This window comes from Ercella succinigenes, from assembly GCF_900002895.1.
In genome coordinates, this window is record NZ_CDHP01000037.1 from 1 (window position 1) to 25,843 (window position 25,843).

23 protein-coding genes are annotated in these 25,843 nt (G+C 36.7%); 17 read left to right on the forward strand and 6 right to left on the reverse strand.

All coding sequences use genetic code 11. The annotated features are described in order from the left end of the window. From AC0KSB_RS08245 to AC0KSB_RS08270, 6 genes are all read left to right on the forward strand, one after another. Positions 1-420: hypothetical protein (locus tag AC0KSB_RS08245; protein ID WP_472308149.1), on the forward strand; the 420-nt coding region annotated here is incomplete at its 5' end. A 317-nt stretch (positions 421-737) separates the two neighbouring features. Further along, complete coding sequence (locus AC0KSB_RS08250; protein ID WP_472308151.1) at positions 738-1,109, forward strand: hypothetical protein; 372 nt, start codon at positions 738-740, stop codon at positions 1,107-1,109. Between the two features lie 486 nt (positions 1,110-1,595). After that, positions 1,596-2,330: a LytR/AlgR family response regulator transcription factor gene (locus tag AC0KSB_RS08255; RefSeq protein ID WP_472308153.1), complete on the forward strand. Its 735-nt coding sequence runs from the start codon at positions 1,596-1,598 to the stop codon at positions 2,328-2,330. Next, positions 2,330-3,697: a sensor histidine kinase gene (locus AC0KSB_RS08260; RefSeq protein WP_472308155.1), complete on the forward strand. Its 1,368-nt coding sequence runs from the start codon at positions 2,330-2,332 to the stop codon at positions 3,695-3,697. The genes AC0KSB_RS08255 and AC0KSB_RS08260 overlap by 1 nt, the downstream gene beginning before the upstream one ends. Continuing rightward, positions 3,685-4,764 (forward strand): calcium/sodium antiporter, encoded by a 1,080-nt coding sequence (locus tag AC0KSB_RS08265; protein WP_472308157.1) that lies wholly within the window; start codon positions 3,685-3,687, stop codon positions 4,762-4,764. Before AC0KSB_RS08260 ends, AC0KSB_RS08265 begins: the two co-directional genes overlap by 13 nt. A 234-nt stretch (positions 4,765-4,998) precedes the next feature. Continuing rightward, positions 4,999-6,291 (forward strand): L-lactate MFS transporter, encoded by a 1,293-nt coding sequence (locus AC0KSB_RS08270; protein WP_472308159.1) that lies wholly within the window; start codon positions 4,999-5,001, stop codon positions 6,289-6,291. 144 nt (positions 6,292-6,435) lie between these two features. Here AC0KSB_RS08270 and AC0KSB_RS08275 read toward each other — a convergent pair whose 3' ends face one another. Then, entirely contained in the window at positions 6,436-8,148 is a 1,713-nt protein-coding gene (locus AC0KSB_RS08275) for a hypothetical protein (RefSeq protein WP_472308161.1), read from the reverse strand. Positions 8,149-8,464: 316 nt separating this feature from the next. Between AC0KSB_RS08275 and AC0KSB_RS08280 the strand changes: the two genes are divergently transcribed. The 3 genes from AC0KSB_RS08280 to AC0KSB_RS08290 all read left to right on the forward strand — a co-directional run bounded on the left by AC0KSB_RS08280 (position 8,465) and on the right by AC0KSB_RS08290 (position 10,071). Next, complete coding sequence (locus AC0KSB_RS08280) at positions 8,465-8,857, forward strand: hypothetical protein (protein ID WP_472308163.1); 393 nt, start codon at positions 8,465-8,467, stop codon at positions 8,855-8,857. Positions 8,858-8,950: 93 nt separating this feature from the next. Then, the gene (locus tag AC0KSB_RS08285; protein WP_472308165.1) at positions 8,951-9,148 is read left to right on the forward strand and encodes a TM2 domain-containing protein; all 198 of its coding nucleotides are present in this window, start codon (positions 8,951-8,953) and stop codon (positions 9,146-9,148) included. Between the two features lie 161 nt (positions 9,149-9,309). After that, positions 9,310-10,071, forward strand: coding sequence for a hypothetical protein (locus AC0KSB_RS08290; RefSeq protein ID WP_472308167.1), 762 nt, complete (start codon positions 9,310-9,312; stop codon positions 10,069-10,071). A 37-nt stretch (positions 10,072-10,108) separates the two neighbouring features. Here the strand turns inward: AC0KSB_RS08290 and AC0KSB_RS08295 are convergent, their stop codons facing one another. The 3 genes from AC0KSB_RS08295 to AC0KSB_RS08305 are packed head-to-tail and all read right to left on the reverse strand — an operon-like array spanning position 10,109 to position 12,974. Then, positions 10,109-10,900, reverse strand: coding sequence for an ABC transporter ATP-binding protein (locus AC0KSB_RS08295; protein WP_472308169.1), 792 nt, complete (start codon positions 10,898-10,900; stop codon positions 10,109-10,111). A gap of 9 nt (positions 10,901-10,909) precedes the next feature. Continuing rightward, complete coding sequence (locus AC0KSB_RS08300; protein ID WP_472308171.1) at positions 10,910-11,794, reverse strand: SDR family oxidoreductase; 885 nt, start codon at positions 11,792-11,794, stop codon at positions 10,910-10,912. 10 nt (positions 11,795-11,804) lie between these two features. Next, on the reverse strand, positions 11,805-12,974 hold the full coding sequence (locus tag AC0KSB_RS08305) for a 3-phosphoglycerate dehydrogenase family protein (RefSeq protein WP_472308173.1): 1,170 nt from the start codon (positions 12,972-12,974) through the stop codon (positions 11,805-11,807). Positions 12,975-13,369: 395 nt separating this feature from the next. Here AC0KSB_RS08305 and AC0KSB_RS08310 point away from each other — a divergent pair, with 395 nt between their 5' ends. The 5 genes from AC0KSB_RS08310 (at position 13,370) to AC0KSB_RS08330 (ending at position 18,016) form a co-directional block, all read left to right on the forward strand. Next, positions 13,370-14,128, forward strand: coding sequence for a hypothetical protein (locus tag AC0KSB_RS08310; protein WP_472308175.1), 759 nt, complete (start codon positions 13,370-13,372; stop codon positions 14,126-14,128). A 232-nt stretch (positions 14,129-14,360) separates the two neighbouring features. Next, positions 14,361-14,669 (forward strand): CAP domain-containing protein, encoded by a 309-nt coding sequence (locus AC0KSB_RS08315; RefSeq protein ID WP_472308177.1) that lies wholly within the window; start codon positions 14,361-14,363, stop codon positions 14,667-14,669. Between the two features lie 166 nt (positions 14,670-14,835). Next, positions 14,836-15,171: a hypothetical protein gene (locus AC0KSB_RS08320; RefSeq protein ID WP_472308179.1), complete on the forward strand. Its 336-nt coding sequence runs from the start codon at positions 14,836-14,838 to the stop codon at positions 15,169-15,171. A gap of 142 nt (positions 15,172-15,313) precedes the next feature. Continuing rightward, complete coding sequence (locus AC0KSB_RS08325; protein WP_472308181.1) at positions 15,314-17,026, forward strand: IS1634 family transposase; 1,713 nt, start codon at positions 15,314-15,316, stop codon at positions 17,024-17,026. Positions 17,027-17,041: 15 nt separating this feature from the next. Next, the gene (locus AC0KSB_RS08330; RefSeq protein ID WP_472308183.1) at positions 17,042-18,016 is read left to right on the forward strand and encodes a thioester domain-containing protein; all 975 of its coding nucleotides are present in this window, start codon (positions 17,042-17,044) and stop codon (positions 18,014-18,016) included. Here AC0KSB_RS08330 and AC0KSB_RS08335 read toward each other — a convergent pair. Beyond that, a complete protein-coding gene (locus AC0KSB_RS08335; RefSeq protein WP_472308185.1) occupies positions 18,013-19,236 on the reverse strand; it encodes an ATP-binding protein in 1,224 nt (407 codons plus the stop codon). The two genes, AC0KSB_RS08330 and AC0KSB_RS08335, sit on opposite strands and share 4 nt — an antisense overlap. Positions 19,237-19,506: 270 nt before the next feature. Here AC0KSB_RS08335 and AC0KSB_RS08340 point away from each other — a divergent pair, with 270 nt between their 5' ends. Continuing rightward, positions 19,507-20,535 (forward strand): substrate-binding domain-containing protein, encoded by a 1,029-nt coding sequence (locus tag AC0KSB_RS08340; protein WP_472308187.1) that lies wholly within the window; start codon positions 19,507-19,509, stop codon positions 20,533-20,535. A 195-nt stretch (positions 20,536-20,730) separates the two neighbouring features. Then, a complete protein-coding gene (locus AC0KSB_RS08345) occupies positions 20,731-23,196 on the forward strand; it encodes a methyl-accepting chemotaxis protein (protein WP_472308189.1) in 2,466 nt (821 codons plus the stop codon). Positions 23,197-23,254: 58 nt separating this feature from the next. On the opposite strand, the gene AC0KSB_RS08350 is transcribed toward AC0KSB_RS08345, so the two are convergent. Continuing rightward, the gene (locus AC0KSB_RS08350) at positions 23,255-24,343 is read right to left on the reverse strand and encodes a uroporphyrinogen decarboxylase family protein (protein WP_472308191.1); all 1,089 of its coding nucleotides are present in this window, start codon (positions 24,341-24,343) and stop codon (positions 23,255-23,257) included. Positions 24,344-24,635: 292 nt separating this feature from the next. Here AC0KSB_RS08350 and AC0KSB_RS08355 point away from each other — a divergent pair, with 292 nt between their 5' ends. Continuing rightward, positions 24,636-25,838 carry an immunoglobulin-like domain-containing protein gene (locus AC0KSB_RS08355; RefSeq protein WP_472308193.1) on the forward strand — a complete coding sequence of 401 codons (1,203 nt, stop codon included), beginning with the start codon at positions 24,636-24,638 and terminating at the stop codon, positions 25,836-25,838. The last annotated feature ends 5 nt before the right edge of the window (positions 25,839-25,843 follow it).

A 25,843-nucleotide genomic window follows, 5' to 3' on the forward strand; every position in this document is an offset into this window, starting at 1 on the left:
AAAAAAATTATGATTATATTTTTTGTTGCTATTTTTATTGTTGCAAACGTGATTAACCTAAAAAGATTTGTGCTTTATGACATTATTACACCAATTAATACTATTATATCGTGCCTCTACATAATTATTTGTTTCTTTATTATTTTATTTGCACTTAAGTCAAAGGATAAAAGTACAAGTGTTTTTTGTTTGGTTTTCTGGATAATTCAATTTCTTTGTTTATTTATATCAGCCATGTCCCTTATTGGTCATGAAACCATGTTGAAATTTCTATTTTTATTAGTTTGGTTGATGATAGCTCCTTTCTACGGACTTGACATTTTTCATGACCAAACCATCCTCAGTATAATAATATTTATTATTTCAATTACCAATCTTGTCTTATCATTTATAGCATTTAGAAGATCAAGATACGCATGATAGTTAAATAGTTTTTTGAACCTTTTAAAAAATAGAAAGGAAACTTATTATGAAGAAGCAAAAATCCTCAGACTTTAATGTATCATGCTTGCATTCTTAATGAAAAGGTTAACGAACTAAGTTCAACTGAAATAATAAAGAATGACAAAATTGATAATATTATGAAAGCATCATGTGTTCGGCACAACTACCAAATGTTAGTGAAAATTGCAAATACAGATAACGTAATTAACACTTTTCTACATGAGTTAGTTGATAAAGAATCAGTATAAACTGAAAATTAAGATACAAGACTAGTTTACAAGGAGGTCCTTGCAATGGAAACAGTCAAAAAGATCACAGTATTATTTTTTGCTATTCTGCTTGTCAGTACGAACTTTCTAATCTCATCCTGCAATAAGCAATCAGAAACAATGTCACAAAAACAATCAAAAGTTAGCCTAATAGTCGACTTGGTTTCTTTTGAGAAACAGTTTGTCAACGGCAAGACTGAGAGTGCGATATCCTTGGGGTATGATCTTCCGATAAATTTCACATTTACGGACGAAACACCCATTACAGATTCTGCTGGAAATGAGCGCGAAAAAGTAGCAGTAGGCGACTTGGTGATTGTAACTTATGATTACGTTGATTTAAATTCTTATCCGCTAGATCTGTTAAACGTTAGTTCTATTGAAATACAGAATTGAATCACAAACGTCAAAAGATGACATCTGCCTGATTTTGAAAATAGCCATTACAGTCTTCACTGAGCTTCATTTGAATTAATTAGAATCAACATGTACTGAGATTTGAAGAAATGGATAAGTCACTTATCAGCAATTGGAATCAGGTGGTTGCTAACGGCGACACAATTTACGTAATTTATGGAAGATATTATCTCATTTTATTTTAATTCCTAGAATATGCAGACAGTTTACCGCTTACTTATATTGTGCGATAATGTGCTACAAATATTTGCAAATAATTTACGAAAAAATCCTCCCTAGCTCTTCTGCTGATAGGTTCTTCGGATTCTGGTCTATGTTTTATCTGTCAAACAAGCGAGCAATAAAATAACAAATATTCTTTTCTTTGAGATCTAATTTAAACCGAGTAGTCAATTTTTCTACCGAAAGACAAAAATTTCAAAAATTAAGGTATAATTGTTCCAGAAAGTAGAGAGGTTGCACATTATGAAGATTGCGATTGTAGATGATCAGGAAAATGAGCGAGGAGAAATGCAACGTCTCCTTTTTGAGTATTTTTCCGTAAACAAGCTTAAATACAAGGTTGATCCCGTTTTTACAGAATATAAAAGCGGTGAAGAATTTTTAAATTCATACCAAGAAAATGAATATCAGATTGTTTTGCTAGATATATATATGAATAAACTTACCGGGATAGATGTTGCGGCAAAAATATCTATGATTGATAAAAACTGCAATATTATTCTTTTTACCAGCAGTGCCGATCACATACTGGATGGCTATGATGTAAGAGCATTAGGCTATGTGCTTAAACCTGTTTCGGAGCATAAAAAATCTTTGTACAAGGCTCTCGATCATGCTATGGATAATCTGAAAATGGATAATTCGATGATTGATATCCAGACAAAGCATGGCAAAAACAAAATTTTTTGCCAGAAAATAGTATATCTGGAAAGCGCAGTTCGCAGTTTATATCTACATTTGACTAAAGAGGCAATTTTGCTAAACGGGAAATATGATTATTATAAGGAACAATTATTGTCAGATAAAAGGTTTCTGGAATGTTATCGTAATATTATAGTGAATATGGATTACATTGATTCTCAGCAGGGGTTAGACTTTTTGCTAAAAACCGGAGAAAAGATACCCATAAGTCGACGCCGCAAAAACACTGTTATGGAGCGTTATACGTCATATTTTTTAGAAGGCAGGTTTGGTTGATGAATTTGCTTTTGACAGTTTTATCTATAACCTTAGTTCAGCTGCCAGGCCTGGCTATAAGATATCTGCCATTTTCTGAAGTGATTAACATAAAACAGAAAAAAGCTATATTATGGGGATATAGCTTGGTTTTTCTACTGCAAAACATAATATTATATTTTTTCTTAAAAAACAATATTGGTTCTGTCACACCGCTAACATATAAGCGGCTGATTTTTTTATGTGCTGTCGCATATATTTTTATCAATATATTTATAATCAAAAATTGTTTGTTCAGACATCTTTTTATACTGAGCATGCAAAGTGGATATTCCATATTTCTACATTCGATAATAGCGGTTATGATGGGTATGTTTGGTAATGGTATTCCTGTTTACAGACAGTTGGCTATGCAGACTATGTTTTACACTCTTTTATTTGCTGTAATTACAATTCCTTTATGGAAGCATGTTAGGAAAACACTATTATATAAATATTCGACAGTTCGTGATTATTACTGGAATATAATCTGGCTTATACCAGCTATAGCAGTATACAGCGATGTTATTGTGACTATGAATGATCAATGGATAAATACCTGGCCACAAATTGTTTCCCGCATACTGATGGCGATTGCTCTGATTGTATCCTGGAAATGCATATATCTTGATTTTGAGGCAATTGATAAACTACAGAATCTGGAGTCTAATAACAAGCTTTTATATATTCAGAAAGAATCTATTTTGGAACAGGCAAATATTCTGAAGGATAATGAGAAAAAAATTCGTATCTTTAAACATGATATGAGACATAATCTACAAATTCTATTATCATTAGTTGAACATCAATACAACGATGATGCCATAAGATATATCAAACAGCTAAGAGATGACTTACAAAGCACAAAGCCGATTAAATACTGTAACAATCCTGTAGTTAATGCAGCCTTGCTTGTTTATATAACCAGAGCTGAAGAACAGGCAATAGAAGTTATAGCAGAGGTAGATATGCCGGAGAATATTATCTGGAACAGTAATGACCTCGCTATTTTGTTTGCAAACGCGCTGGAAAATGCCTATAATGCAAGTCTTAAACAAAAAGTAGGCGAAAGAAAAATTATGATAAAGGCAAAATATGCCTCAGATAAATTAGTAATAAAGTTCAAAAATCGTTTTGATGATGATATAGAATTCGGTTTAACAGGATTTCCTACTCCTAAAGAAAAGGGGCATGGGATAGGCACACAATCCATGTTAACCATTATAGATAAATATAATGCACATGCTTCCTGCAGTTATGAAGAAGGTTGGTTTAGTATGACCTTTTTATTTTCAGTAACAGAGCAGATATCATTAAATAAAAAAGGGGAAATTGAATGGATAAGTTAATATATAGTGTGATTGGTGATTTGCCAACCGTTGTGCTTATTTTAATAATAGCTGCAATGCTCTATGTGCTTGGAAAAAGTGCAGATGTTCTGGTTGACCAGGCGGTTATACTGTCTTTGCGCTGGGGTGTGCCAAAAATAATTATCGGAGCTACAATTATTTCTCTGGGTACGACTTTGCCGGAGGCAAGTGTATCAATAATGGCTGCAATAGCAGGGCAGCCAGGACTTGCACTTGGTAATGGGATCGGCTCAGTTATTGCAAACACCGGATTGATTTTGGGATTGGCAATAATAATCGGACAGATTCCGATTGAAAGAAATCTCGTCAGAAGACAGGGTACAATTATGATTGCCTGCAGTATTGCAGTTGTTATTGCCAGTATACCTTTTCTTTCAGGAACAGAAGGCGGGAATATATCAAGACTAGTAGGGCTGATTTTTGTAATTCTATTAATTGTATATATGATTTCTTCTGTTCGCAGAGCAAAGACACAGACGGTAGAAATTCCGTCAAACCAGATTGGATCAGAAGCCGCTGGATCTGTGGGAAAGGGGTCTGTCTCATTAGAGGAAGCGGAAGAATTAAATATAGATCAAAAATCATCAGATAGCCCTATCTATTTGACTTTAATAAAAATAGCGGTAAGTATTGCCGTTATAATTGTTTCGTCGAAGATACTCATTCAATCAGTAGAAATTGGTGCGGTGCGCATAGGTATACCGCAGAGTATAATTGCTGCTACCCTAATAGCTTTTGGCACAAGTCTGCCGGAACTTATTCTTGCTCTAAAATCTGTTTCAAAAGGTCATGGCGAACTGGCTCTTGGGAATGTGGTTGGTGCAAATATACTGAATATATTATTTGTAATCGGTACATCAGCAGTAGTAACAAGTGGTGGCCTTGAAGTGCCAAAAGAATATTATAACCTTCAATATCCCGCGCTTTTAATTGTAATGGCATTATTTGCGATTGCTGCTTATCGCAAAAAAGATCATATTTCTCGTAAATACGGCATGTTTTTGTTGGCAGCATATATCATATATATTGTTTTGAATTATGTTTGATTTTTACTTAAATAGGGCGTTCCTGACCTTATCCCACTTAAATTGTCAGAAATCGTTTGTAATTATTCACAATTGTATATAGGCTTATTTTTCTCAGATGCTATAATCAGTAAAACATTATGCAAATTTTTACTTTTTTATAGCATTTGCAGCTTGTTGCGCTTGTTTTAATTGGATAATAGATATTAAGGACAGGCATGCAAAAGAAAGTTATGCGAACAAACGGAGGGAAAAATGAGTTCTAAAGATTTAACGGTAAAACCTTATCAGCGATGGATTCCTGTTATCGCCAGCATATTTATCCAAATGTGTCTTGGCACGGCGTATATTTGGGGTGTGTTCCAATCTTATCTGATAATCAGTCCTTCTACACCAAATGCTTTATTTAACTGGCCTGCAACACATGGTACGCTTGCATATGCTCTGCTTTTGCTGTTTCTTACGATGGGCAGTACTTTTGGAGGTAAACTGATCCAGAAATCATATAGCCCTCGTGTGGTTGTTATGTCAGGCGGTATTGTACTTGGCCTTGGCTTTTTCCTGGCAATGTTTACAACACAGAATACACCCTGGCTGCTTTGGCTGTCCTATGGTGTATTAGGTGGTATCGGTATGGGTCTTGCCTATACAACAACAATAGCAACTTGTCAGAAATGGTTTCCTGATAAAAAAGGTATGGTTACAGGAATTATTGTATCTGCACTTGGTTTTGGCGGTCTTGTTTTTACCCCGGTGGCAGAGGCGTTAATCGCACGCACAAATGTATTACAGACTTTTGCCATATTCAGTGCTTTATTTATTGTAGTATCAGTTATTGGTTCTTATTTCCTGGTAAACCCTCCAGAGGGATATCAGCCAGCTGGCTGGACTCCTCCTGTTGCCAAAAACGGTTTGGTTGCACATAATTACAAACCGTCTGAAGTTTTAAGAACACCTCAGTTTTATATGATAACTGCCGCTTTGATGTTTGCCAGTGCAGCTGGTTCAATGATGATTCCAATGGCAAAAATACTTGGCTTACAGCCTGATAGTGGATTGACCCCTGAAGCTGCTGTAGCAGGTGTTATGATTATCGCTGCCTGCAACTCATTTGGCCGTTTGTTCTGGGGAAGTGTTTCCGACAAAATGGGGCGTAAAGCAACCTTGATGTTACTCATGGTTCTGGCTGGCGCCGCCATTTCAGCAATATCCTTCTCTTCAGGATACTTGATGCTCGCAATAATAGCTGTAATAGGATTCTCATACGGTGGATTCCTTGGTGTTTTCCCAGCTTTAACTGCTGATTTCTGGGGTGTGAAAAACATGGCAACCAATTATGGTATGATCTTACTCGGCTTTGGTGTCGGAGCAGTTATATCATCTTATCTGGTAGCTTATCTAAGTCAGAAACAAAACTTTACAGCAGCTTTTCTGATAGCAGGCATAGCAGCTGTTGTGGCTCTGGTAATTATGTTCTTCGTCAAACCTCCTGTTCATGAATCACACAGAAAGGCAAATGAGAAAATGGCAGAAGCTGAAAAAGCATAATCACAAGATCAGTCTTTGTAAAGTTTGCTTTCTCTTTATAAATACATTGTGGCTGGCCTGGAATAGCTATCAGGTTTTGCCAATGTCAAACTAGTTGTTAAATCCCTGAAAATGACTTAAATGCAGTTGTTTTCAGGGATTGCTTTATTTTAGCTTAAATGTTCGCCAACAGAATTTATTGATGCTGATTAATCCAATTGTAACGTATAGTAAAGTTGCTGCTGTGATAATCAGCATGTATATAGTAAGATCTATTTTGCTAAGCATGATATTAGCATAGGAGACAAGATAAACAACAAATTGGATTATTGAGAACAATTTACTTTTCGTGCCGAATTCAGAAGTATATGGCTGAATAATATAGTAAATAAACAAATCATGAAAAGAAAAGAACAACCACATCATTGTTACTGTGATTACATAAAGCGGCAAATCAGACCAATTAATTAAGTTTACTAATTGATTTAATGTGGCGGAATCTCCTGGAGTTCGCAAGTTTTTGTATAGAGGAGCTAATATATCCCCGCTTATGGCAAAAAGACCCAATAAAGCGAAGGTTGGTGCATTGTAAAGCATGATTTTTTTCAGCCTGTAGTAAAAATTCTTTATAACAACTACAGGTGTTCGGTAAAAACTGTAGCTAAGCATTGCGACATCGCAATTAGCAAACATTGCACTTGTAGCAGTTCTTCCCATTGATAACATATAGGCAAAGAAAAAACAGGTAGGCAGGATAATGCCTCCGCCCGATTCTTCCGAAACGTCCGTTGCTGAATCAGAACCTAAAACCAATATTCCTGTCAGGACTACTACTGCAATAACACAGATAGCTACCCTGATCATAATTTTCTTACGGAAAAAATTTCGATGCCGGTAGAAAAATAATTTGTTGAAAAACGCATAGCCTTGCAGGTGGTCAAACTTGCCCGCCTGTAGGCTTTCGCCGTCAACATCTTTATTCCATTTATCAGAATTACCAAAGAGCTGTTTTTGTTGTGCAGGCTTAGCCTTCTCCAGAGCAAGATTATAATTTACTACTGTACCCCAAGCCAGTTCACGATAATTTTTGTAGGAATTTATATATTTGACGCTAAAGAATGTCAAAACAACAGTTCCTATTATAAAAACAGGGTTAAAGACAACCGCTTTAAAAGGGAAGTAAATATCTAAAAACAAAAGCAGATAAGGTGTAAACATTGCAAGCAGTCCTAAAACTACATAAATATAAGAAACAGTTTTATATGCGGATTTAGAGAATTTTCTGAAAAAAGAATAATTCAGCAAAAGCAGACTTTCAAAAATTATTTTTACCCCGGTCAAAATAGGAAGGATTGCTAAAGCCTGCCACAAAGAGTATTGATCGCTAAAAGATAGTAATATAGCAAAAGGAATATTAAAACCGAAATCTATAATTTTACGTTCATATATTCTGGCAGGAACATAAGCAGCAGCATCTGCTCTTAATTTATCTATCATCATTAAATCTGTTCCTACATCAAGATTTATTGCTTTGCCAAAAGCCAGTGGAGCACCTAAAAAACTGAGGAAGAAAAAAATAGTCATTGCCGCGTCAATACTGAAAACTGTTGATTCAGCTAGACCTGTTTCAAGAACAATTAGGCTGCCAAGAACAACCATCAAACCAATATACAGACCTTTGAGGGTTAGGCGGCGTATAAACCTTATTACAGAAGCAATAATAAAGACAAAAATTTTGCCATCCAAACTACCATATAATGAATCTGGGAAACCTTTACCGATAACCGGTAGTTTTTGCAAAAAATTAATCAGTTTATTTATGGTTATTGAAATTGATACTCTACGCGTGGTAAGAATGATACTAAGTCTATTATCCAAAATTTTAATGCCCCTTTTCTTATATGTCATTCAATAATGTTTAGTAAATAATTGGCAACAAAAGCTAACCATAGACCTGTTGCTACTGTTATTAATCAAAAAAGGTTGTAATTCTTTTAATGTTTACAACCTATTCTATATTAGCAGAAAAATGACCTCAATGACATTGCTTATTTAGCCAAGAAATTTTGCTGATCTTAAATTTAAAAACCGCTCGGTAAAAAAATCAACCGCTCAGTTAAGTTTTATTGAAAATATATAGACATAAGATATGATGAAATTCAGTTACAAGAGAAATTTAGGAAAGAGGCAAAATATGGGTTTATTCAAAAGTGCGAAAACCGCTATAAAATCTTACAGCAATATAAAAGTAAAAGAAAAATTGGACTATGACAGACTCTATGAAATGATCAAAGATGGTGATTATCCGCTTGGCAAACCAGAGATAACCGGAAAAGGAATAATGCGTGCTATTCGCTTCGATAGCACAGGCAAATATCAGGTTATGGTTGCTATTTCCGGAAAAACGATAGCTATCTCGAAATCTTATTCAGGAGTAAGCGGTTTTGCCAAAGAAATGGCAGGTGACGCTGTGAGTAAAGGCTGGTACGGCTTGGTTAATAAAGAGAATATGGATGGGAATGCAGCCGTAGAAGAAATAGGTAAAACAATCAGCCAAATCATGGAACAGCACAATCTCTTGGCATAAATAACGATAGTAAATCTAAATTACAGTTTTAACAAGCTTAGAGTGATTTTGTTTGCCTAAGCTAAAATAATTATTAAGAGGAGAGACGTTTTTATGAAATCAAAAACTACCGCATTAATTCTTTCTATTTTTCTGGGTGGGCTTGGTATTGACCGCTTCTATTTAGGATATACCGGACTTGGTATATTAAAATTGCTTACAGGCGCAGGATTTGGTATATGGTGGCTTATTGATATAATCCTGATTGTAACAGATAAAATGAAAACTAAAGATGGAGCAGATCTGGAATAATTTTTAGCGGGAAAATTCAATATAGAATTCTCTATACAGAAAAATATAGCATTAAGCATAGCGTGTTTAATGCTATATTTCCGTGCAAAAAGAAAGCAATCAGTAGATCGGCTATATTAGTTAAGAATGAGAAAAAAGATTTGAAACGAGGGTAAACATATATGGAAAAGAATAATCAATTATTAGAAAATGACGCAAAAAAGAAAAAAGAAATAAATATAGAAATACTGGTAGTTATATTGTTGGGTATCACTGCCCTTTGTACAGCATGGGCGAGCTGGATTGGTTCTTTACATGGAGGCAATCAAGCAACAAATTATACTGTAAGTAATAATCTGGCATCAGAAGGCAACTCAGAATATAACTCAGGGGTTCAGCAGATGATGCAGGATATGCTGCTCTGGAGTGAAATAAGCGATTTGCAAATAGATGTGTTTTTTGCACAGTCAAGTGAAAATGATGAAGAATTGAGTAAAAGTGCAAATAAATTATTTTTTAAGCTTAATGATAATTTATCAGAGACTATGGCTACCGCTATAGGTTGGGACTGGGATTATGTAAGCGATGATCCGACAGAAATAGTAGAACGCTGGCTGGAAAAAGAGGAAGCTGTGATTTCTCCTTTTACCGATGAAGTTTTTATTACAACATATTTTGAATCAGCAAATAGATTATTGCTTGAATCTGCAGAAAAACTGGAAGAAGGTCAAAGAGATAATAAGAATGGTGATGCTTTAGGACTGGTTACCGTTATTTATAGTGTTGTACTCTTCCTGCTTGGTATTTCCAGTAGTTTCAAGAATCAGAAGAATCAATATGCACTAGTCATAATATCAACCGTTAGCTTTATAATTGCTACAATTTATCTTTTGAACATACCATTGCCAACAGGATTTGATTTGTTCGGGTTTTTTGCTTCCTAACAAAATATGTCTGAAGATTTAATTAGCATATCTACCTTTACTTGCCAGATAAAGATGTTAGATCAACAGTTTCCTTGCTTTGGTCTGCATCTTCTGGCTCCTGTAAAATACTGATAATTTCCGATTCGAATTCAGGGCTATGAACTTTCTCATCCGGAACATGCCTTAGCAAACCATCATGTAAAACTACAATATCATCACACAAGTCCTGAGCAAGTTGGAGAATATGTGTGGAAAAAATAATAATATGATCTTTTTTTATCGACTTGATCATATTTTTCACCTCAAGTGCTGCAACAACATCAAAAGATGTGAGTGGTTCGTCAAGCAAAATAACAGGCGGTTTAAGAATAAAAAGAGAAATAAGCATCTGCAGTTTATTCATCATGCCATGTGAATATGTTTTGATTAATCTGTCACCGTCGGCGGGATTAAAAGCAACCAGTTTAAAATATTCATCTATAGGTAAAGGCTGAGTTATTTTATCTGTGTTAATTTCAATAAAGAACTTTATAAATTCTCTGCCTGTAAGGAATTCTGGAAGATGTGGTTGAGTAAAGACAAAACCTATATCGCTCTCATTATAGGACATCGATTTATTATTAGAAAAAAAGTCATTCATATCAGAAGGCTCTTGGCTGAAATCAAGACCGATATCGCCACTTTCAAAATCCAGATATTTTGCCAGACAGTTAAATAGAGTTGTTTTGCCAGCACCATTTCTGCCAAGAAGACCGTAAATTTTACCAGATTCAAAAGTGTAATCAAGTCCTTTTAAAACTGTTTTTTCCTTATATGTCTTTTCCAGGTTGCGTATGTGTAAATGCATTTAATACTCCTATAATAGTTTGTCTTCAATTTCAGACAGCCAAGGTCTCACAATATTCAAACTTAATTCCCAAAGCCTCTGGGCTGACTGTAAATCTTGAGCTTCGGAAGATGTTTTCTTTTTCTTGCTATTATAATAATAAGCTCCATTGTCAGATTCTGCAAGTTGACTAAGTGCCAAAAATATCGCTGTTGAAGCCCCTTGCTCAGGTGTCCTGAAAAAAGGTTTAAGTATTTTCATAATAGTTTTTCCAAAACCGGTTTTGCGGTCAACACCCATTCTGGTAGCAACTGCGCCAGGATGATAGCAGTTTGCGATTACTCCATAATCCGATAAACGCCTGGATAGCTCACTGGTAAAAAGTATATTGGCAAGTTTAGATTGCGAATAAGATTTGATGGCGCCATATTTATTTTTTAGATTAATATCATCAAAATGAATTTTGCCAGCCTTATGAGCCCCCGAACTTACCGTAACAACACGTGATCCAGCTGTTTTTATCAAGAGATCAGATAATAATAGCGTGAGCAAAAAATGACCTATATGATTAACTCCAAACTGCAGTTCCAATCCCTGACTGGTTTCTCTGCGGTCAAGAACAATCACACCGGCATTATTAACCAAGACATCAAGACGATCATATTTTTGTTTGAATTCACGGCAAAAAGCTGCAACAGAATTGAGGTCAGAAAGATCTGCTTGCATTAAGGTCAGCGTCCCAGAATTTCCTGTTTGTAAAGTCGCTTCAGCAAGAGCTGCTTGCCCTCTTTCTTGGTCACGGCAGAGCATAATTACCTCTGCTCCTGTTTTAGCCAGACCAACAGAAGTAGCCAACCCCAATCCGGAGTTGGCACCTGTTACAAGCATTACTGGTCTGTTATTTTCTGCTGGCATTTTTGACACCTTACTTGTTTACTACTACATTTACTTTAATTATTCCATCAACATCGCAAAGAGAACTCAAAATATCTTTTGGACAGGTTCCGGTAATTTCAAAAACGGAATAAGCCATATTGTTTTTGCTGCGGCTGGACAAATTTTCTATATTCAAGCCAGCACCAGATAAAGCACCTGAAATCTGTGCAAGAACATTAGGTATATTCTTGTGCATGACACAAATGCTTTCATCGCATTGTCCAGGATTCCTGACATCCGGGAAATTAACGCTGTTTTTAATATTGCCATTTTCCAGATAATCAATAATCTCAGCAGCTGCCATTGCTGAACAATTGTCTTCACTTTCAGGAGTGGAGGCTCCCAGATGGGGTATAGCAATAACATTTTTCATTTTCATAACTTCAGCTGTAGGGAAGTCTGTTACATATCTTGCAACTTTGCCACTTTCAAGAGCTGCTGCCATATCTGTATTATTGACCAGATCAGCTCTGGAAAGATTTATTATTCTGACTCCATCTTTCATTTTAGCGATGGTTTCAGCATTAATGAACCCTCTGGTTTCAGGTGTAGAAGGCAGGTGAAGTGCTATATAATCACAATTCTCATATATCTTGTTGATATTTGCAGCCTGTTTTACGCTGCGTGAGAGCATCCAAGCGGTATCTACTGTAATATAAGGATCATGACCATATACTTCCATACCCAGAGAGGTAGCAGTATTTGCAACCATTGAACCGATAGCTCCCAAACCTAGGATACCCAGAGCTTTTCCCCATATTTCCGGACCGGCAAAAGCTTTCTTGCCACATTCGACATTTTTTGCCAGATCATCATCAAGCGGCAACTCTTTAACCCAATTAATACCACCTGACAGATCACGCGAAGACATCAGCAATGCTGCAAGAGCCAGCTCTTTAACGGCATTGGCATTTGCACCTGGTGTATTAAAGACGACTATGCCTTTTTCCGAACAATCATCAACCGGAATATTGTTGACCCCTGCACCTGCTCTGGCAATAGCCTTTACCGATTCTGGTAATTCCATATTGAGCATATTAGCTGATCTGACCAGAATAGCATCGGGGTTTTCAACATTATCCCCGATCTCATACTTGTCATCGGCAAAAAGCTCCAGTCCAGAAGCAGCAATCTTGTTTAAAGTTCTGATTTTATACATCTTGGTACTCCCTCATATAATAAAATATTTTATTTAAAATCCTAATTCTAGATTATAACAACTTTTTGGCTGAAAGTGAATGATACTAGGATTTTCTGATTTTCAAGGAATTTTGCAAAAACAAAACATCTACCAAAATTTTGCTTGAAAGTACAAGGCTAATTCAGATCGCTTCATGATTAACAGCGTCTTGTTGATGGCACATGACCTTATTGTGTACGCTTTTTAAGAAATGTCCGAGTTTTTATCATTAGCAAAACAGAAACAATCATCATAATAAAGATTGTCAGAGAAATTTATAATAAAAAAACTAAATACTATGATAAAATCGACGATATAATATACTGGCAAACAAAATAAATGACTATAAATAGTTATGCGAGGGATTACAAATCATGACAAAACAAATAAAGACAATAATTCTTCTTATACTGAGCGTGGCACTAATGGTAAATGTCCTAGCAGGGTGTAGGAAGTCAAAAATAGAAGAACAAGAACCAACCACCGAAACGCTGCAGCAGGAGCTTGAACTAAAAGCAACTGACAAACAGAGTTTGGAAGAAAAAGCTGATGTTGCACTTTTGAAGGATAAAGACGGAAACCAGATCGCTGTAAAGGGCAAGATAATAGAAAATACAGGCGATAAGGTTACAATCCTTGATGATGCAACAGGAGAGGAAATAGAGGTTGACAAAAAAGACCTGCTTCCTGCCGATACTAAATATGTTAAAACGACCGTCAAAACAGACGATGGCAAAACAATAACCATCGAAGGTGCTGTTTTGGCAGAAAAGAACGGCAAGACAACTGTTGTGGATATTAAGACAGGTAGAGAGTATATAGTAGATTCCGATAAAACCTCTGCAACAACTGTACCTGTGGTAACAAGTAAACAGTCACAGCTTTTGCTTGATCTCACAGACACAACGGCTGGTAGTAAAAAGACAGAAACGGCAAGTACAAACGATACTAAGCCGACTACCCAAACAACCAGACAAACTACTACAACTCAGGCGGGTACGCAAAACAATAACGCTGCACCTACAACTAAGGCAACAGCAGCACCAACTACACAAGCGACAACCGCTGCTCCTACTAGCCCGCCAGGTTACCCAAGCAACTACGCAACCGCCAGCTCCTGCACCTACTACTAAGGCAACAACTGCACCTACTACTGCTCCCAAGCCTACACCTGTTCCAGATATATCATTTGCAGAGTGGAAAGAACAGATTTTTATAGAGATCAATAAGGTAAGGGTAGCAAATGGAGTAGCTCCACTTAAAAAAGCAACTGGTAAATATGCACCGCATGTTCAAGCAGCTCAAATCAGAGGCGATGAACTATCAATACTTTGGGGGCATGAAAGACCAAACGGTACGATAGGTTTGTACAGATTATTCACAGAAGAACTGGGTGTAACAGATGAACTACTTGCAGAAAGTATGACAGGTTCAGAGATAATACAATCATTGCCATATGGCGTTGCCGAAGGATTTACAGGTAGTGGTTGGACTCCTGTAGATTCGGTTCAAGGTTGGTACGATTCAACTCCACATAGAAATGTTATGCTAGGTACTAACTGGGATATTATGTCGGTAGGTGTCAGTAAATGTCAGCCGTCTAATCTTCCTACTCATATAAATGCTTGGAATACAGTAGTATTATTTGGTAAGGGAGATAAATTCACACCGTAATAATAATTTTCATGATTTCTCAAATAAAACTGTCAAGAGAACTGCTTTGCTTATAAAAAAACAAGGCAGTTTTTTATATACGCTTTTTTAAGGAGGTGATGCTTATGGAAGACGGTTTTTGGCTTAAGAAGAAAGATTTTTTATTAAACAGCCAAGGAGGAAATTCATGAGAACTAAAAGATTTATTAAGTTAATGATGGGTGTGTTTTTTGCGTTGCTGATTGTATTTGTAGGATTGATAATACCGTCAGCAGGTACAGGAGTATTTGCTTCGAGTATGATAGATGTAACTAATTATCCTGCTGCTGTACGTCCTGCTCCTAGATATTGTTTAAGGGCAAATGATGATCCTATCCTAAAACCAGAGTATTATTATAATAGTGATGAAAGCCAAATTGCATTTTGTATAGAACCGACACGCTCGTCACCTTATCAAGATAAGGTAGATGCTCTAAAAAATCAGTGGAACAGTATTCCCCGTCTTTCAGTTTTAGCACTATGAAAGTTTAAGAGTTACGTATCAGCCTTGTTTATTCAAACCAGCATATTTGCTGGCTTTTTTTGATTTCAGAAAACTTGACAAAAAAACTTTTAACCCTTTACAATATAGTGCTATAGTGCTATAATGGAAGAGGGTGACTTATATGGCATATTTTTTAAAAAAGTCGAATTTCAAAAAAGGTATATATCTTCAAATTTATGAGAGTTTTTATGATCCACAGCGCAAAGGCGCTGCTCACCGTTCCTACAAAACTCTTGGTTATCTGAACGAACTGATTGAAAAAGGCATCGAAGATCCTATATTGTATTATAAAAATGAAGTTTCAAAGCTAAACCAGCAACTTTCTGCTCAACGCAATTTAGAGAAAGTTCGTCAGGTTTCTGATGAAACTCCCGAAAAATTACTCGGGTACTTTCCGCTTAAGAATCTCAACGACGGACTTGGCGTTAAAAAATATATCGACCTTATGCAGTCTGTCACAGGACTTCATTTTAATGTTTATTCTATGCTTTCAGCTCTTATTTACTCTCGTGCAGTCCATCCTTGTTCAAAGTCAAAGACTTTTGAAGATGTGATTCCAAAGCTCTATGACTCTTTTGACTTTTCTCTTAATCAGCTCTATTCCGGTTTAGAATATATAGGTTCGGAATATGAAAAGATAATCGAAATTTATAACCATCAAGTGAATGAGATTTATCCCTTCGACACCGCCCATACTTATTTCGATTGTACCAACTTCTATTTTGAAATTGACAGGGAAGATAATTTGCGTCGCAAAGGCCCCAGTAAAGAAAATAAAAAAGAGCCCATTGTTGGTCTCGGGCTTTTATTGGATGCGAATCAAATTCCTATTGGCATGAAGCTGTATCCTGGAAACGAAAGTGAAAAACCTCTTCTTCGAAATATCATTGATGATTTAAAAAACCGCAACAACATCTCTGGAAAAACAATTCAGGTTGCTGACAAAGGGCTTAACTGCTCCGAAAATATTATTCACGCATTAAAAGCCGGTGATGGATATATTTTTTCAAAATCCGTTAAACAACTCCCCGAAACTGAAAAGACATGGATCCTTTTGAAAAATGATTATCAGGACGTTAAAAATTCAAATGGTGAGCTTCTCTACCAAATCAAGGAATGCATCGATGATTTTAACTACACCTATACAAATGAAGAAGGAAAAAAGAAATCCGTAAAGATTAGAGAGAAGCGTGTTGTTACATATAATCCGAAGTTAGCGGATAAACAGAAATTTGAAATTAATAGACAGGTGGAAAAAGCTAAAATTTTAAGAGCCAGTCAAGCTAAAAAATCCGAATATGGAGATAGCGCTAAATATGTATCCTTTGTCGCAACCGATAAGAAAGGAAATAAAACTGACGATAAAGTGAAAGTTGTCATGAATGATGTTTTAATACAAAAAGATTTGCAGCTGGCAGGCTATAATCTTCTGGTTACATCCGAACTGAAAATGAAGGATTCCGAAATTTATTCTGCTTACCATAATCTTTGGCGCATTGAAGAGTCCTTTCGAATTATGAAATCACAGTTGGATGCACGACCTGTATATCTGCAAAAACAAGAGACAATCACCGGGCACTTTCTAATCTGTTACCTTGCTGTTTTGCTTACAAGACTTCTCCAATTCAAAGTGCTGGAAAGCCATTATTGTTCAGAAGATATTTTTGGATTCACAAAAGAGTTTAAGGTAGTAAAAATGTCCGACCGGAAATATATAAACTTAACAAAAATGTCAAACTTTCTCAAGTCATTCGCAGAACTAACACAGCTTCCACTCACATCATATTTTCTATCCGATGGACAAATAAAAAAAATGCTAAGTCACCGATTTTAACCAGGGCTTAGCACTATGTTTTATATTCAACTCTCAAAGTCAGGTATGATAGATGTAACTAATTATCCTGCTGCTGTACGTCCTGCTCCTAGATATTGTTTAAGGGCAAATGATGATCCTATCCTAAAACCAGAGTATTATTATAATAGTGATGAAAGCCAAATTGCATTTTGTATAGAACCGACACGCTCGTCACCTTATCAAGATAAGGTAGATGCTCTAAAAAATCAGTGGAACAGTATTCCTACAAATGTCCAGCGTGGTTTTTCGACGATAATGTATCATGGCTTTCCTCACAATAGGTTAGGCTCATATGGCTTAAATGCTTCGCAGCAACGCTATGCAACGGCTTTGGCTATTCAGTTTCATTCTGTAGTTGAAGGTTATGCAGACGGTGGGCCTGAATACAATATAAAGGTTTCGCAGGCAAGATTAAATGAAGCTAAAACAACTGGTGTGTTAAAAGACGATGGCGGGAATGTAAGGATTAAAGCAGCACCTGGTCAAACAAATGTTCTAAGATACGCAATAGATCTATTCCAACTGGCACAAACCAAATCGAAATTAAGTGACAATGAATTTGTGAACATGACGGGTCAATCAGTGTCAACAATAAACGATAGTTTGACACAAAAGGGTACTCTTAGAGTTACTGGTACATCTGCTATAAAAACTATGGGATACCGTGTTTTAAGTAATACATCTGGGCTTACTAATGCTCATGTTGCCTCTGGTGGTAATGGAACGCATATAGAGTTTCATATGAATCCGGATATAGTAACGCAAAGGGCAAGCATTGTACTTAATATGATCCCTACTGATCCGATGTTTGATGATTCTACAATCTTTGCATCTGAACGACCGTTGGGAGTTAAGCAAGTAACTGTAACAACTTTTAATAAAGCTTTAAACGCTTTTTCTGATGGTCCTGGTAGGGAAATAACTATTAATCTTCCGACAGATTTAAGGGTTAAGAGTGTGTCAACTTAAACATATTCTATCGGCAACACAACTACTTGTTCAGACAGCATAAGTTTTCGATCATATTGGCACAAAATTACGCCAAGACCTCGTTTTTTATCAGGCAAATCATCTAAAGCACTGAAATTCTTAGCCATAGATATTTGAGGAGCCGCTGTCATTTTAATCTCTACTGGATAAAGTGTATCGGCGGATTCAATTACGAGATCTATTTCCCGACCATCACGATCTCGATAAAAATAAAGAGGCAGATTGATTTTCCCAGCATTGAGATAAGACTTTATAATTTCGCTGATCACAAAAGTCTCAAATACATTTCCTGCTTTTGCACCGTTTGCTAGTGTTTCAGGTGTTGGCCATCTGGTTAAAAATGCCAATAGACCTGTATCAAGAAAATATACCTTCGGTGTCTTTATGGCTCTTTTAAGCTGATTATTATAATAAGGTTGCAACAAATAGACTATTCGGGAAGTCTGAAGAATGGAAAGCCATCTCTTTACGGTATCACTACTGACCCCGATATCTTTTGCTACAGAATTATAGTTTATAAGTTCTCCGCTTCTGGCAGCAATTGCTATCATAAACTTTAAAAACTGAGCTTCGTCTGCAACCTGGGTGAGCTGCTTAATATCACGCTCAATATAAGTCTGGAGATATGAACTATAAAATACTTCCCAGTCTTTTTCTGGATAATAAACTAATTCAGGCATATATCCCCGATGAATTGATTTCCATATATTATTATAAGGGATTAACTTTTTAGATCTCTTATTAATATAGTCTTCAGTAGGCGTAAAAGGTAAATAGAAGTCACAATTATGCGCTTCCCTAAGAGAAACTCCCTGTAATTCCAGTATTCCCACTCTGCCGGCCAATGAATCGCTAACATTCTTCATCAGAACAAATGATTGGGAGCCGGTTATCAGATAGTCACCGTCTCTACGATTTTTGTCTACTCGCATTTTTAAATACACAAAAATCTCTGGAACGTACTGTATTTCATCAAGCATAAGTGGCGGTGGATTATTTTTGAGAAATAAATTAGGGTCATTTTCTGCCTGTAATCTAACAATCGGATCATCAAAAGATATTTCTTCATATTTGTTATCAGATATATGCCTGAGAAGTGTTGATTTCCCAACCTGCCTTGGTCCGGTTATCAAAGTAACCGGAAATTGGCTTTTTGTCTTTTCTGCAATTACTTCAATATGTCGTTTAAAGTATTTCATAGAAAGCCCTCTTTCCACTAAGTGCGCATCCAATCTTAGATTAGCCGAAAAAATTAATTTCTGCAAGTATTTTACTAATGCTTGAAATAATTGTGTTTTGCCAAATACAGGCTGAACAGAATCTTGCTGACGCCAAGACATCACATCTTGGCTGAAAGTGAATGATACTAGGATTTTCTACTGTTATATGCACAATTAATCTGCTGTATGGTAGAATTCAATCATATAAGTTGGTTTTGGTGGCTGATAAACATACGTGGGAGTTGGCATATGAAGAAATCAAAAGAGAACCTTGTCGTGCGAGATTATATCATTAGATCAATTTTTGATGGTGTTTTTTCTCAGGGTTTTAAGTTGCCTTCTGCCAGGTTTTTAGCTGAGAAATTCAATATAGATACAGTAAGTGTAATTTTAACTTTTAAGCAACTGGCAGAAGAAGGTTTAATTAAAGAAAAATTTCCAGGTAGGCATTATATTAATTTTGCCAGCTGTCAGGAATCTAGTTCGATGGATGTTGTAGCTTTTGTCGCTCCTGCTCAGCGAAGATTTTTCTCAATTTTTATAGATTATTTTCAAAAGATTGCTGATCATTTCAATTCGATGGTGGTTTTTGTTCAATGTTCGGAAGAAGAACCTATTGAGGAGACTTTATTGAAGCTTTATCAAAGAGGCATTAGGAATTCGGTTATCTGGCTAGATTATGAGACAATTAACAATAAAAGTGTAAAAAGACTTCATGATATGGGGATGAATCTAGTCTTTTTTGATATAACAATTCAAACGCCGTATGCGGATAGCGTGTGCCTTGATAATTCAGCTGCTATCCGAGAATTACACAATTATTTAAAAAATAAAGGCTGCAGAAGAATCATTTATGTGGGACGAGAAAATCCCGATCTAAGCAGCTATTTTGAACGTGAACAGACATTTTTAGACATATCTTCCAGTGGTAGAAATTATCTGCTGCCTTGGGATTTCAAAACATATCTTGCCAGTCCACAGACAAATTTTGTAATAGATACATTCAGACCTGAACTGCGTCCTGATAGCGTGATCTGTAGCGATGGTGAGCTTGGTATAGAGATAAAGAAAGAACTGTTGGCTTATAATATTAATAATGTAGAACTCGTTTGTATAGATGACTTTTTTGAATGCGAAACTTTGGGTATAACTGTATACAGGCAGCCCTATGATCGTTTTGCCGAAAGAATTTTTTATTGCCTGCTGGATCAAAATGAAAACAATTTGAATTGGAAAGCAAAAGTTCATCGCCTCGAGGGCGATCTTGTTATCAGATAGTTATAAAGTCAGGATAATGACAAAAAATAAAACGCTTGATACAAAAAATATTAGATGCCTGAATTGTTTAAAGTTTTGAACAAATACACCGATAGGAATTTTATAAAATTCTTTTGTTTCTAAGACAGTAAAAGCATTGTTATAGGCCTGACCTCTCTGAAAGAGAGACGCATTTTGCAGAATGGAGAAAAGTGTATGAGTTTAAACGGGGAAAAATCATCATCGGGAGAAAAAAGCGGTTCAGAAATAAAGTCCGATAAAAGGACTAAAATGACTAAGCTGAGAACAAAGTTTACTATTTTGTCGATTTTGACCAGCTTGCTTTTGACGGTTGCGATTTTTGTTTCTGCTTGGTTAGCGTTAATGAATACTAATAATAGTTCACTTGAGTTGCTTGAGAAAACCATGCGGGATGATTTTGACCGGCTTGTTCAAATGCAGGTTGAAACTGCTGTAAGTACTATTGATAGCTTTTACCAGCAATCTGTGAATGGCAGAATAACTGAGGAAGAAGCTCGACAGCTAGCTGCGGATGCTGTGAGAGAAATGCGTTATGGGGAAGATGGATATTTCTGGATAGATACATATGAAGGCGTCAATGTTGTTTTGCTTGGCGGTGATGCAGAAGGCAAGCTTCGAATAGACAGTGTTGATGCAAATGGCGTCTCTTTTATGAAAGATATTATAAATAACGGACGGCAGGAGGGTGGAGGTTTTTCTAATTATGACTTTCCGCGAGCCGGGGAAACCGAACCTGCTCCTAAACGCAGCTATTCGCTCGCTTATGAGCCGTTTCAGTGGGTGATTGGAACAGGTAATTATACAGACGATATAGATGAAATGATTGCAGCTGAGCGAAGCCAGCTCAACCAGAGATTGCTGCTTAGTCTTGCTACAATCGCTGTTATTAGTGCCGTTGTTCTTGTGTTGATTCTTATATTATCAAGCATATTTACCAGCAGAACCACCAAGCCGGTAGAGCAAATAACAGAGGCTGCTAATAAACTGAAAAATGGCGATATAGATGTAAAAATCAGTATTACAAGTTCAGATGAAATCGGAGTAATGGCGCACGCTTTCAGTGAGATGGTAGAATATTTCCAGCAGCGGGCAGAGGCAATGAAAAGTGTTGCACATGGAGATTTGAGTAAGGTTATTGAAATAAAGTCTGAAAATGATGTTTTGACAAACAGCATTAATGAAATGACCTCTACACTTAATGATATGGTGGGTGAAAGCAAACGCCTTACAGAAGCTGCAGCCCGTGGTGATCTTATGACCAGAGGTGATGCGGCTCGTTTTGAAGGTGCTTATTATGATATTGTAAACGGTATTAATCAAACGCTTGAAGGGATAACAGTCCCGATGCAGCAAGCTTTTAGTATCATGGATTCGATGACTGTTAATGATTATACAAAACGCATGAGCAAAGACTATCAGGGGATGCTACTTGATTTTGCCAATTCAGTAAACAATGTACAAGAAAGATTGATAGGTCTTCAAAATACGCTTGGATTGGTTGCGCGTGGCGATTTTTCTTCTTATCAGGAATATGTAGATATTGGGCAAATGTCTTCTGCTGACGAGCTTACTCCTTCTATAATTAAAATGATGAGGTCGGTTATGGCTCTGGCAGAGGAAACAGAGAATATCGCTCAGGCTGCAGTTAGCGGCAATCTTGATTATCGAGGAGATGAAAGTGCTTTTGCAGGTAGTTATGCTGAAGTAGTAAGTAGTCTAAATCTGGCATTGGATAATATTGCAAAACCGATTAATCAGATATCTGGCGTTTTGCTATCAATGGCTGATGGTGATTTAAGCATAAGAATGGAAGGAAGTTATGAAGGTAAATATGCAGTTATGCAAGAAGCCATAAATAGTACCGTGATGGCTATGCATAATTTAATAAGTGAGATTGCAAATGCAGCAGAACAGGTTGCATCGGGATCACAGCAGGTATCGGAAGGTAGTATGTCTTTATCTCAAGGATCAACTGAACAGGCAAGCTCGGTTGAAGAGCTTTCAGCCAGTTTGACAGAGATAGCATCACAAACAAGACAAAATGCAAGTTTTGCTGGTGAAGCAAATGCTCTTGCTAATACTGCCAGCAAAGATGCCGACCGTGGTAACAATCAGATGCAGGAAATGCTTGAAGCTATGAGCGAAATTAACACAGCTTCAGCAAATATAGCAAAAATTATAAAAGTAATTGATGATATAGCTTTCCAAACTAATATTCTTGCTCTTAACGCGGCTGTTGAAGCTGCCAGAGCAGGGCAACATGGTAAAGGATTTGCTGTTGTCGCAGAAGAAGTTAGAAATCTGGCTGCACGGTCTGCCGAAGCAGCCAAAGAGACTACGGAGTTTATAGAAACAACTATTGCAAAAGTTAATGGCGGCACAGGCATAGCAAATGATACAGCACAATCTTTGCACAATATTGTTGAAGGAATACTGAAGGTGGCAAAGATTGTTGATGACATTGCAAATGCATCAAATGAGCAGGCAAGTGGAATTGCACAGATAAACCAGGGCATAGACCAGGTATCTAAGGTTGTTCAGGCAAATTCCGCAACAGCAGAACAAAGCGCTGCTGCCAGTGAAGAGCTACGGCAACAAGCCCAGTATCTAACAGATAATATCGGCCAATTTAAGCTCTGATTTTATAATTAATAAACCTTGCAATAAGAAAAGTTATAATATATACACGGTAGCATAATCAGCTGCCGTGTATATATCTGTATTTATGAACACTTTCTACTAATGCCTGGAAATTTTCAAAAGGTACGTTTTCCATAATGTTTATCGGGGCTGCAAACATACGGCCGTTTTTACCAAGAGTTTCAATAGTTTCTTTAACATTTTTTCTGACATCATCTGGAGTTCCGTTAGCAAGAACGGATTGTGTTTTGAAACCACCGTAATAAACAACTCTGCTGCCATATCTTTGCTCAAGCTTAGTAATGTCCATTGTTTCGGCTTGTACTGGATGGATTGCATCAAGACCTATGTCAATCATTTCATCTATGAACTGTTCGCAATTTCCACAACTGTGGTGTACTACCGGTAATCCGTTTTCTTTATAGACAGACCATATTCTGGCAAGCCTTGGTTTTATAAGTTCCCTCCACAAATCAAGTGACAAAAGAGGACCGCTTTGAGTACCATAATCATCTCCGCCATGACCAAAAGCCACGTTTTTGGTGACTATAAGTCTGGCCAGATCGGTGCGGTAATCTGCAACTATATCCAGAAGTTTTTCTGCATTTTCACGATCTTCAATCATATCGCACATAAAATTATTGAATCCACGCAGCAATTCGCATCTTTCCAGTGGGCCATAATACTGTAGCATAACTACAGCATAGTTGTTCTTTTCATAGTCCTCGGCTTTTCTGTCATAATCATAAAACTGGCCTTCAGAGTTCGCTGCAGGGGGAATCAATTTGCCTAGATCTTCCCAGTTTTCAAGCGGTTCATAAACAGGTCTTTGACCAGTTGCGCCGCTGTCCCAGCCAACATTCCATTTGTCATACACAACATTTTTATTATTTGGATCTTGTCTGGCAAAACCATGCGTAAGTGCATACTCTATAAGGGTATCATCCTGCATATAACAACCGAGTTCATCCATTACATAAGCGTATCTGATATCATTTTCAAGATATTTTAGAAATTCATCGGGTGTTAATTTATATTTGGCGGCAAAATTTTCAAGGATATGGGCATCTGCAAAATGAAATTCCACTGGCAAACGATCCACAGGTTTACCGGTTAAAACGGCCATAACTCTTTCCTTACTATTCATAATAATGCTCCTCTCAATGTATAGAATACTTTCTGTTATATACATATATTGCATTTAGATTAGTGAAAGCACTTTATTAAAATGATTAAGCTATTATATGGATAATGTATCAGTAAAATGCAGTCTTAGTCAAGTTTTTTATGTCGTTTTGCACAATAGGCTTAAAGTTAAAATTGCAAAAAAAATGCAAAACAGAACAATTTATTGACATGATCAAAAGCAGTGCTACTTTATGACTTTTTGATATTGTGATAGTATTTATAGTGATTACAAATTGGGCAGGAGAAAACCAATGAACAGTAGAAATAACAATCGCAAAACCAGTCAAAATATTAGGAGGTCGGTCAATACGCCAAACAGGTATCAAAGACCTGTCCCGGTTAAGCGAAAAGTTTCTGGTCAAAAAACAAAATTGACGGGTGTTTTTGTTCTGGTTGCGGTTTTGCTGGTGATAATAACAGTGATTGTTCATTTTCAAACAAATCAGCGGAAAAATGACAAAGCACAAACACCAGGAACTTCTGGCATCGAAACCAATAATCCCACGACGCAGTTATCTGCAGTTACAAATGAGACAAATAAGACAAAAGAGACAGAAGAATCGCTCCCACGTCTCTTTTTTGAGATTGAAGCAGGAGAAAGTATTCCTGAAGAGGCTGTTTTTTTAGAAGGTACAAAAGACGGCACTATTTTGCTGACAGATATTTCTACAATTCCGTTTGCGACTCCTGGAGAGTATGAACTGGAATATAGTTTTGATGATATTATTTTTGGCGCCGATTTGAAAGTTGTTGATACAACTCCTCCTGTCATATCAGGTGCGGAGGATATTGCTGTAGAAACAGGAGATACAGTTTCATATCGGCGCAATGTTGAAGTATCTGATAACAGTGACCAGCCTGTAGAGTTAAATATTGACAGTAGTCAGGTCGATATACGGCAACCAGGTACATATGAAGTAAAATATATTGCTCAGGATTCTTCGGGTAATATTGCTGAGGCTGTGATAAAGGTTATTGTGGCTGAAAAAACGGCAAATGAACCGGATTCTGAAGAGGTGAATAGGCTGGCAGATAATATTTTGGCAGAAATTACTCAACCAGAGATGAGTCCTAGAGAAAAGGCAGAAGCAATTTACTGGTGGACAAAACAACATATTGTTTATGTTAATCACTCTGATAAGTCAAGCTGGATAACTGGAGCATATCAAGGGTTCACTAAAGGTACGGGAGATTGTTTCAATTACTTTGCTACGGCAAAAGCATTGCTTGAAAGAGCAGGTATAGATAATATTGATGTTGTTAAATCAACAGGCAGTCATTTTTGGAGTATGATAAACATTGGAAGTGGCTGGTATCATTTTGACACCACTCCCAGAAAAGCAGGCGGAGAATTTTTTATGCTTACTGATGCAGCATTGACTGAATATTCTAACAATCATAATGACTCTCATGTTTGGGACAGGGATAAATATCCGGCGACTCCTGATGCATGATTAGG

What these genes read in the sequence shown, in the direction of transcription:
- AC0KSB_RS08250 (WP_472308151.1), top strand. Translation starts at nt 738, where the DNA reads ATGGAAACAGTCAAAAAGATCACAGTATTATTTTTTGCTATTCTGCTT.
- AC0KSB_RS08255 (WP_472308153.1), top strand. Translation starts at nt 1,596, where the DNA reads ATGAAGATTGCGATTGTAGATGATCAGGAAAATGAGCGAGGAGAAATG.
- AC0KSB_RS08260 (WP_472308155.1), top strand. Translation starts at nt 2,330, where the DNA reads ATGAATTTGCTTTTGACAGTTTTATCTATAACCTTAGTTCAGCTGCCA.
- AC0KSB_RS08265 (WP_472308157.1), top strand. Translation starts at nt 3,685, where the DNA reads ATGGATAAGTTAATATATAGTGTGATTGGTGATTTGCCAACCGTTGTG.
- AC0KSB_RS08270 (WP_472308159.1), top strand. Translation starts at nt 4,999, where the DNA reads ATGAGTTCTAAAGATTTAACGGTAAAACCTTATCAGCGATGGATTCCT.
- AC0KSB_RS08280 (WP_472308163.1), top strand. Translation starts at nt 8,465, where the DNA reads ATGGGTTTATTCAAAAGTGCGAAAACCGCTATAAAATCTTACAGCAAT.
- AC0KSB_RS08285 (WP_472308165.1), top strand. Translation starts at nt 8,951, where the DNA reads ATGAAATCAAAAACTACCGCATTAATTCTTTCTATTTTTCTGGGTGGG.
- AC0KSB_RS08290 (WP_472308167.1), top strand. Translation starts at nt 9,310, where the DNA reads ATGGAAAAGAATAATCAATTATTAGAAAATGACGCAAAAAAGAAAAAA.
- AC0KSB_RS08295 (WP_472308169.1), bottom strand. Translation starts at nt 10,900, where the DNA reads ATGCATTTACACATACGCAACCTGGAAAAGACATATAAGGAAAAAACA.
- AC0KSB_RS08300 (WP_472308171.1), bottom strand. Translation starts at nt 11,794, where the DNA reads ATGCCAGCAGAAAATAACAGACCAGTAATGCTTGTAACAGGTGCCAAC.
- AC0KSB_RS08305 (WP_472308173.1), bottom strand. Translation starts at nt 12,974, where the DNA reads ATGTATAAAATCAGAACTTTAAACAAGATTGCTGCTTCTGGACTGGAG.
- AC0KSB_RS08310 (WP_472308175.1), top strand. Translation starts at nt 13,370, where the DNA reads ATGACAAAACAAATAAAGACAATAATTCTTCTTATACTGAGCGTGGCA.
- AC0KSB_RS08320 (WP_472308179.1), top strand. Translation starts at nt 14,836, where the DNA reads ATGAGAACTAAAAGATTTATTAAGTTAATGATGGGTGTGTTTTTTGCG.
- AC0KSB_RS08325 (WP_472308181.1), top strand. Translation starts at nt 15,314, where the DNA reads ATGGCATATTTTTTAAAAAAGTCGAATTTCAAAAAAGGTATATATCTT.
- AC0KSB_RS08330 (WP_472308183.1), top strand. Translation starts at nt 17,042, where the DNA reads ATGTTTTATATTCAACTCTCAAAGTCAGGTATGATAGATGTAACTAAT.
- AC0KSB_RS08335 (WP_472308185.1), bottom strand. Translation starts at nt 19,236, where the DNA reads ATGAAATACTTTAAACGACATATTGAAGTAATTGCAGAAAAGACAAAA.
- AC0KSB_RS08340 (WP_472308187.1), top strand. Translation starts at nt 19,507, where the DNA reads ATGAAGAAATCAAAAGAGAACCTTGTCGTGCGAGATTATATCATTAGA.
- AC0KSB_RS08345 (WP_472308189.1), top strand. Translation starts at nt 20,731, where the DNA reads ATGAGTTTAAACGGGGAAAAATCATCATCGGGAGAAAAAAGCGGTTCA.
- AC0KSB_RS08350 (WP_472308191.1), bottom strand. Translation starts at nt 24,343, where the DNA reads ATGAATAGTAAGGAAAGAGTTATGGCCGTTTTAACCGGTAAACCTGTG.
- AC0KSB_RS08355 (WP_472308193.1), top strand. Translation starts at nt 24,636, where the DNA reads ATGAACAGTAGAAATAACAATCGCAAAACCAGTCAAAATATTAGGAGG.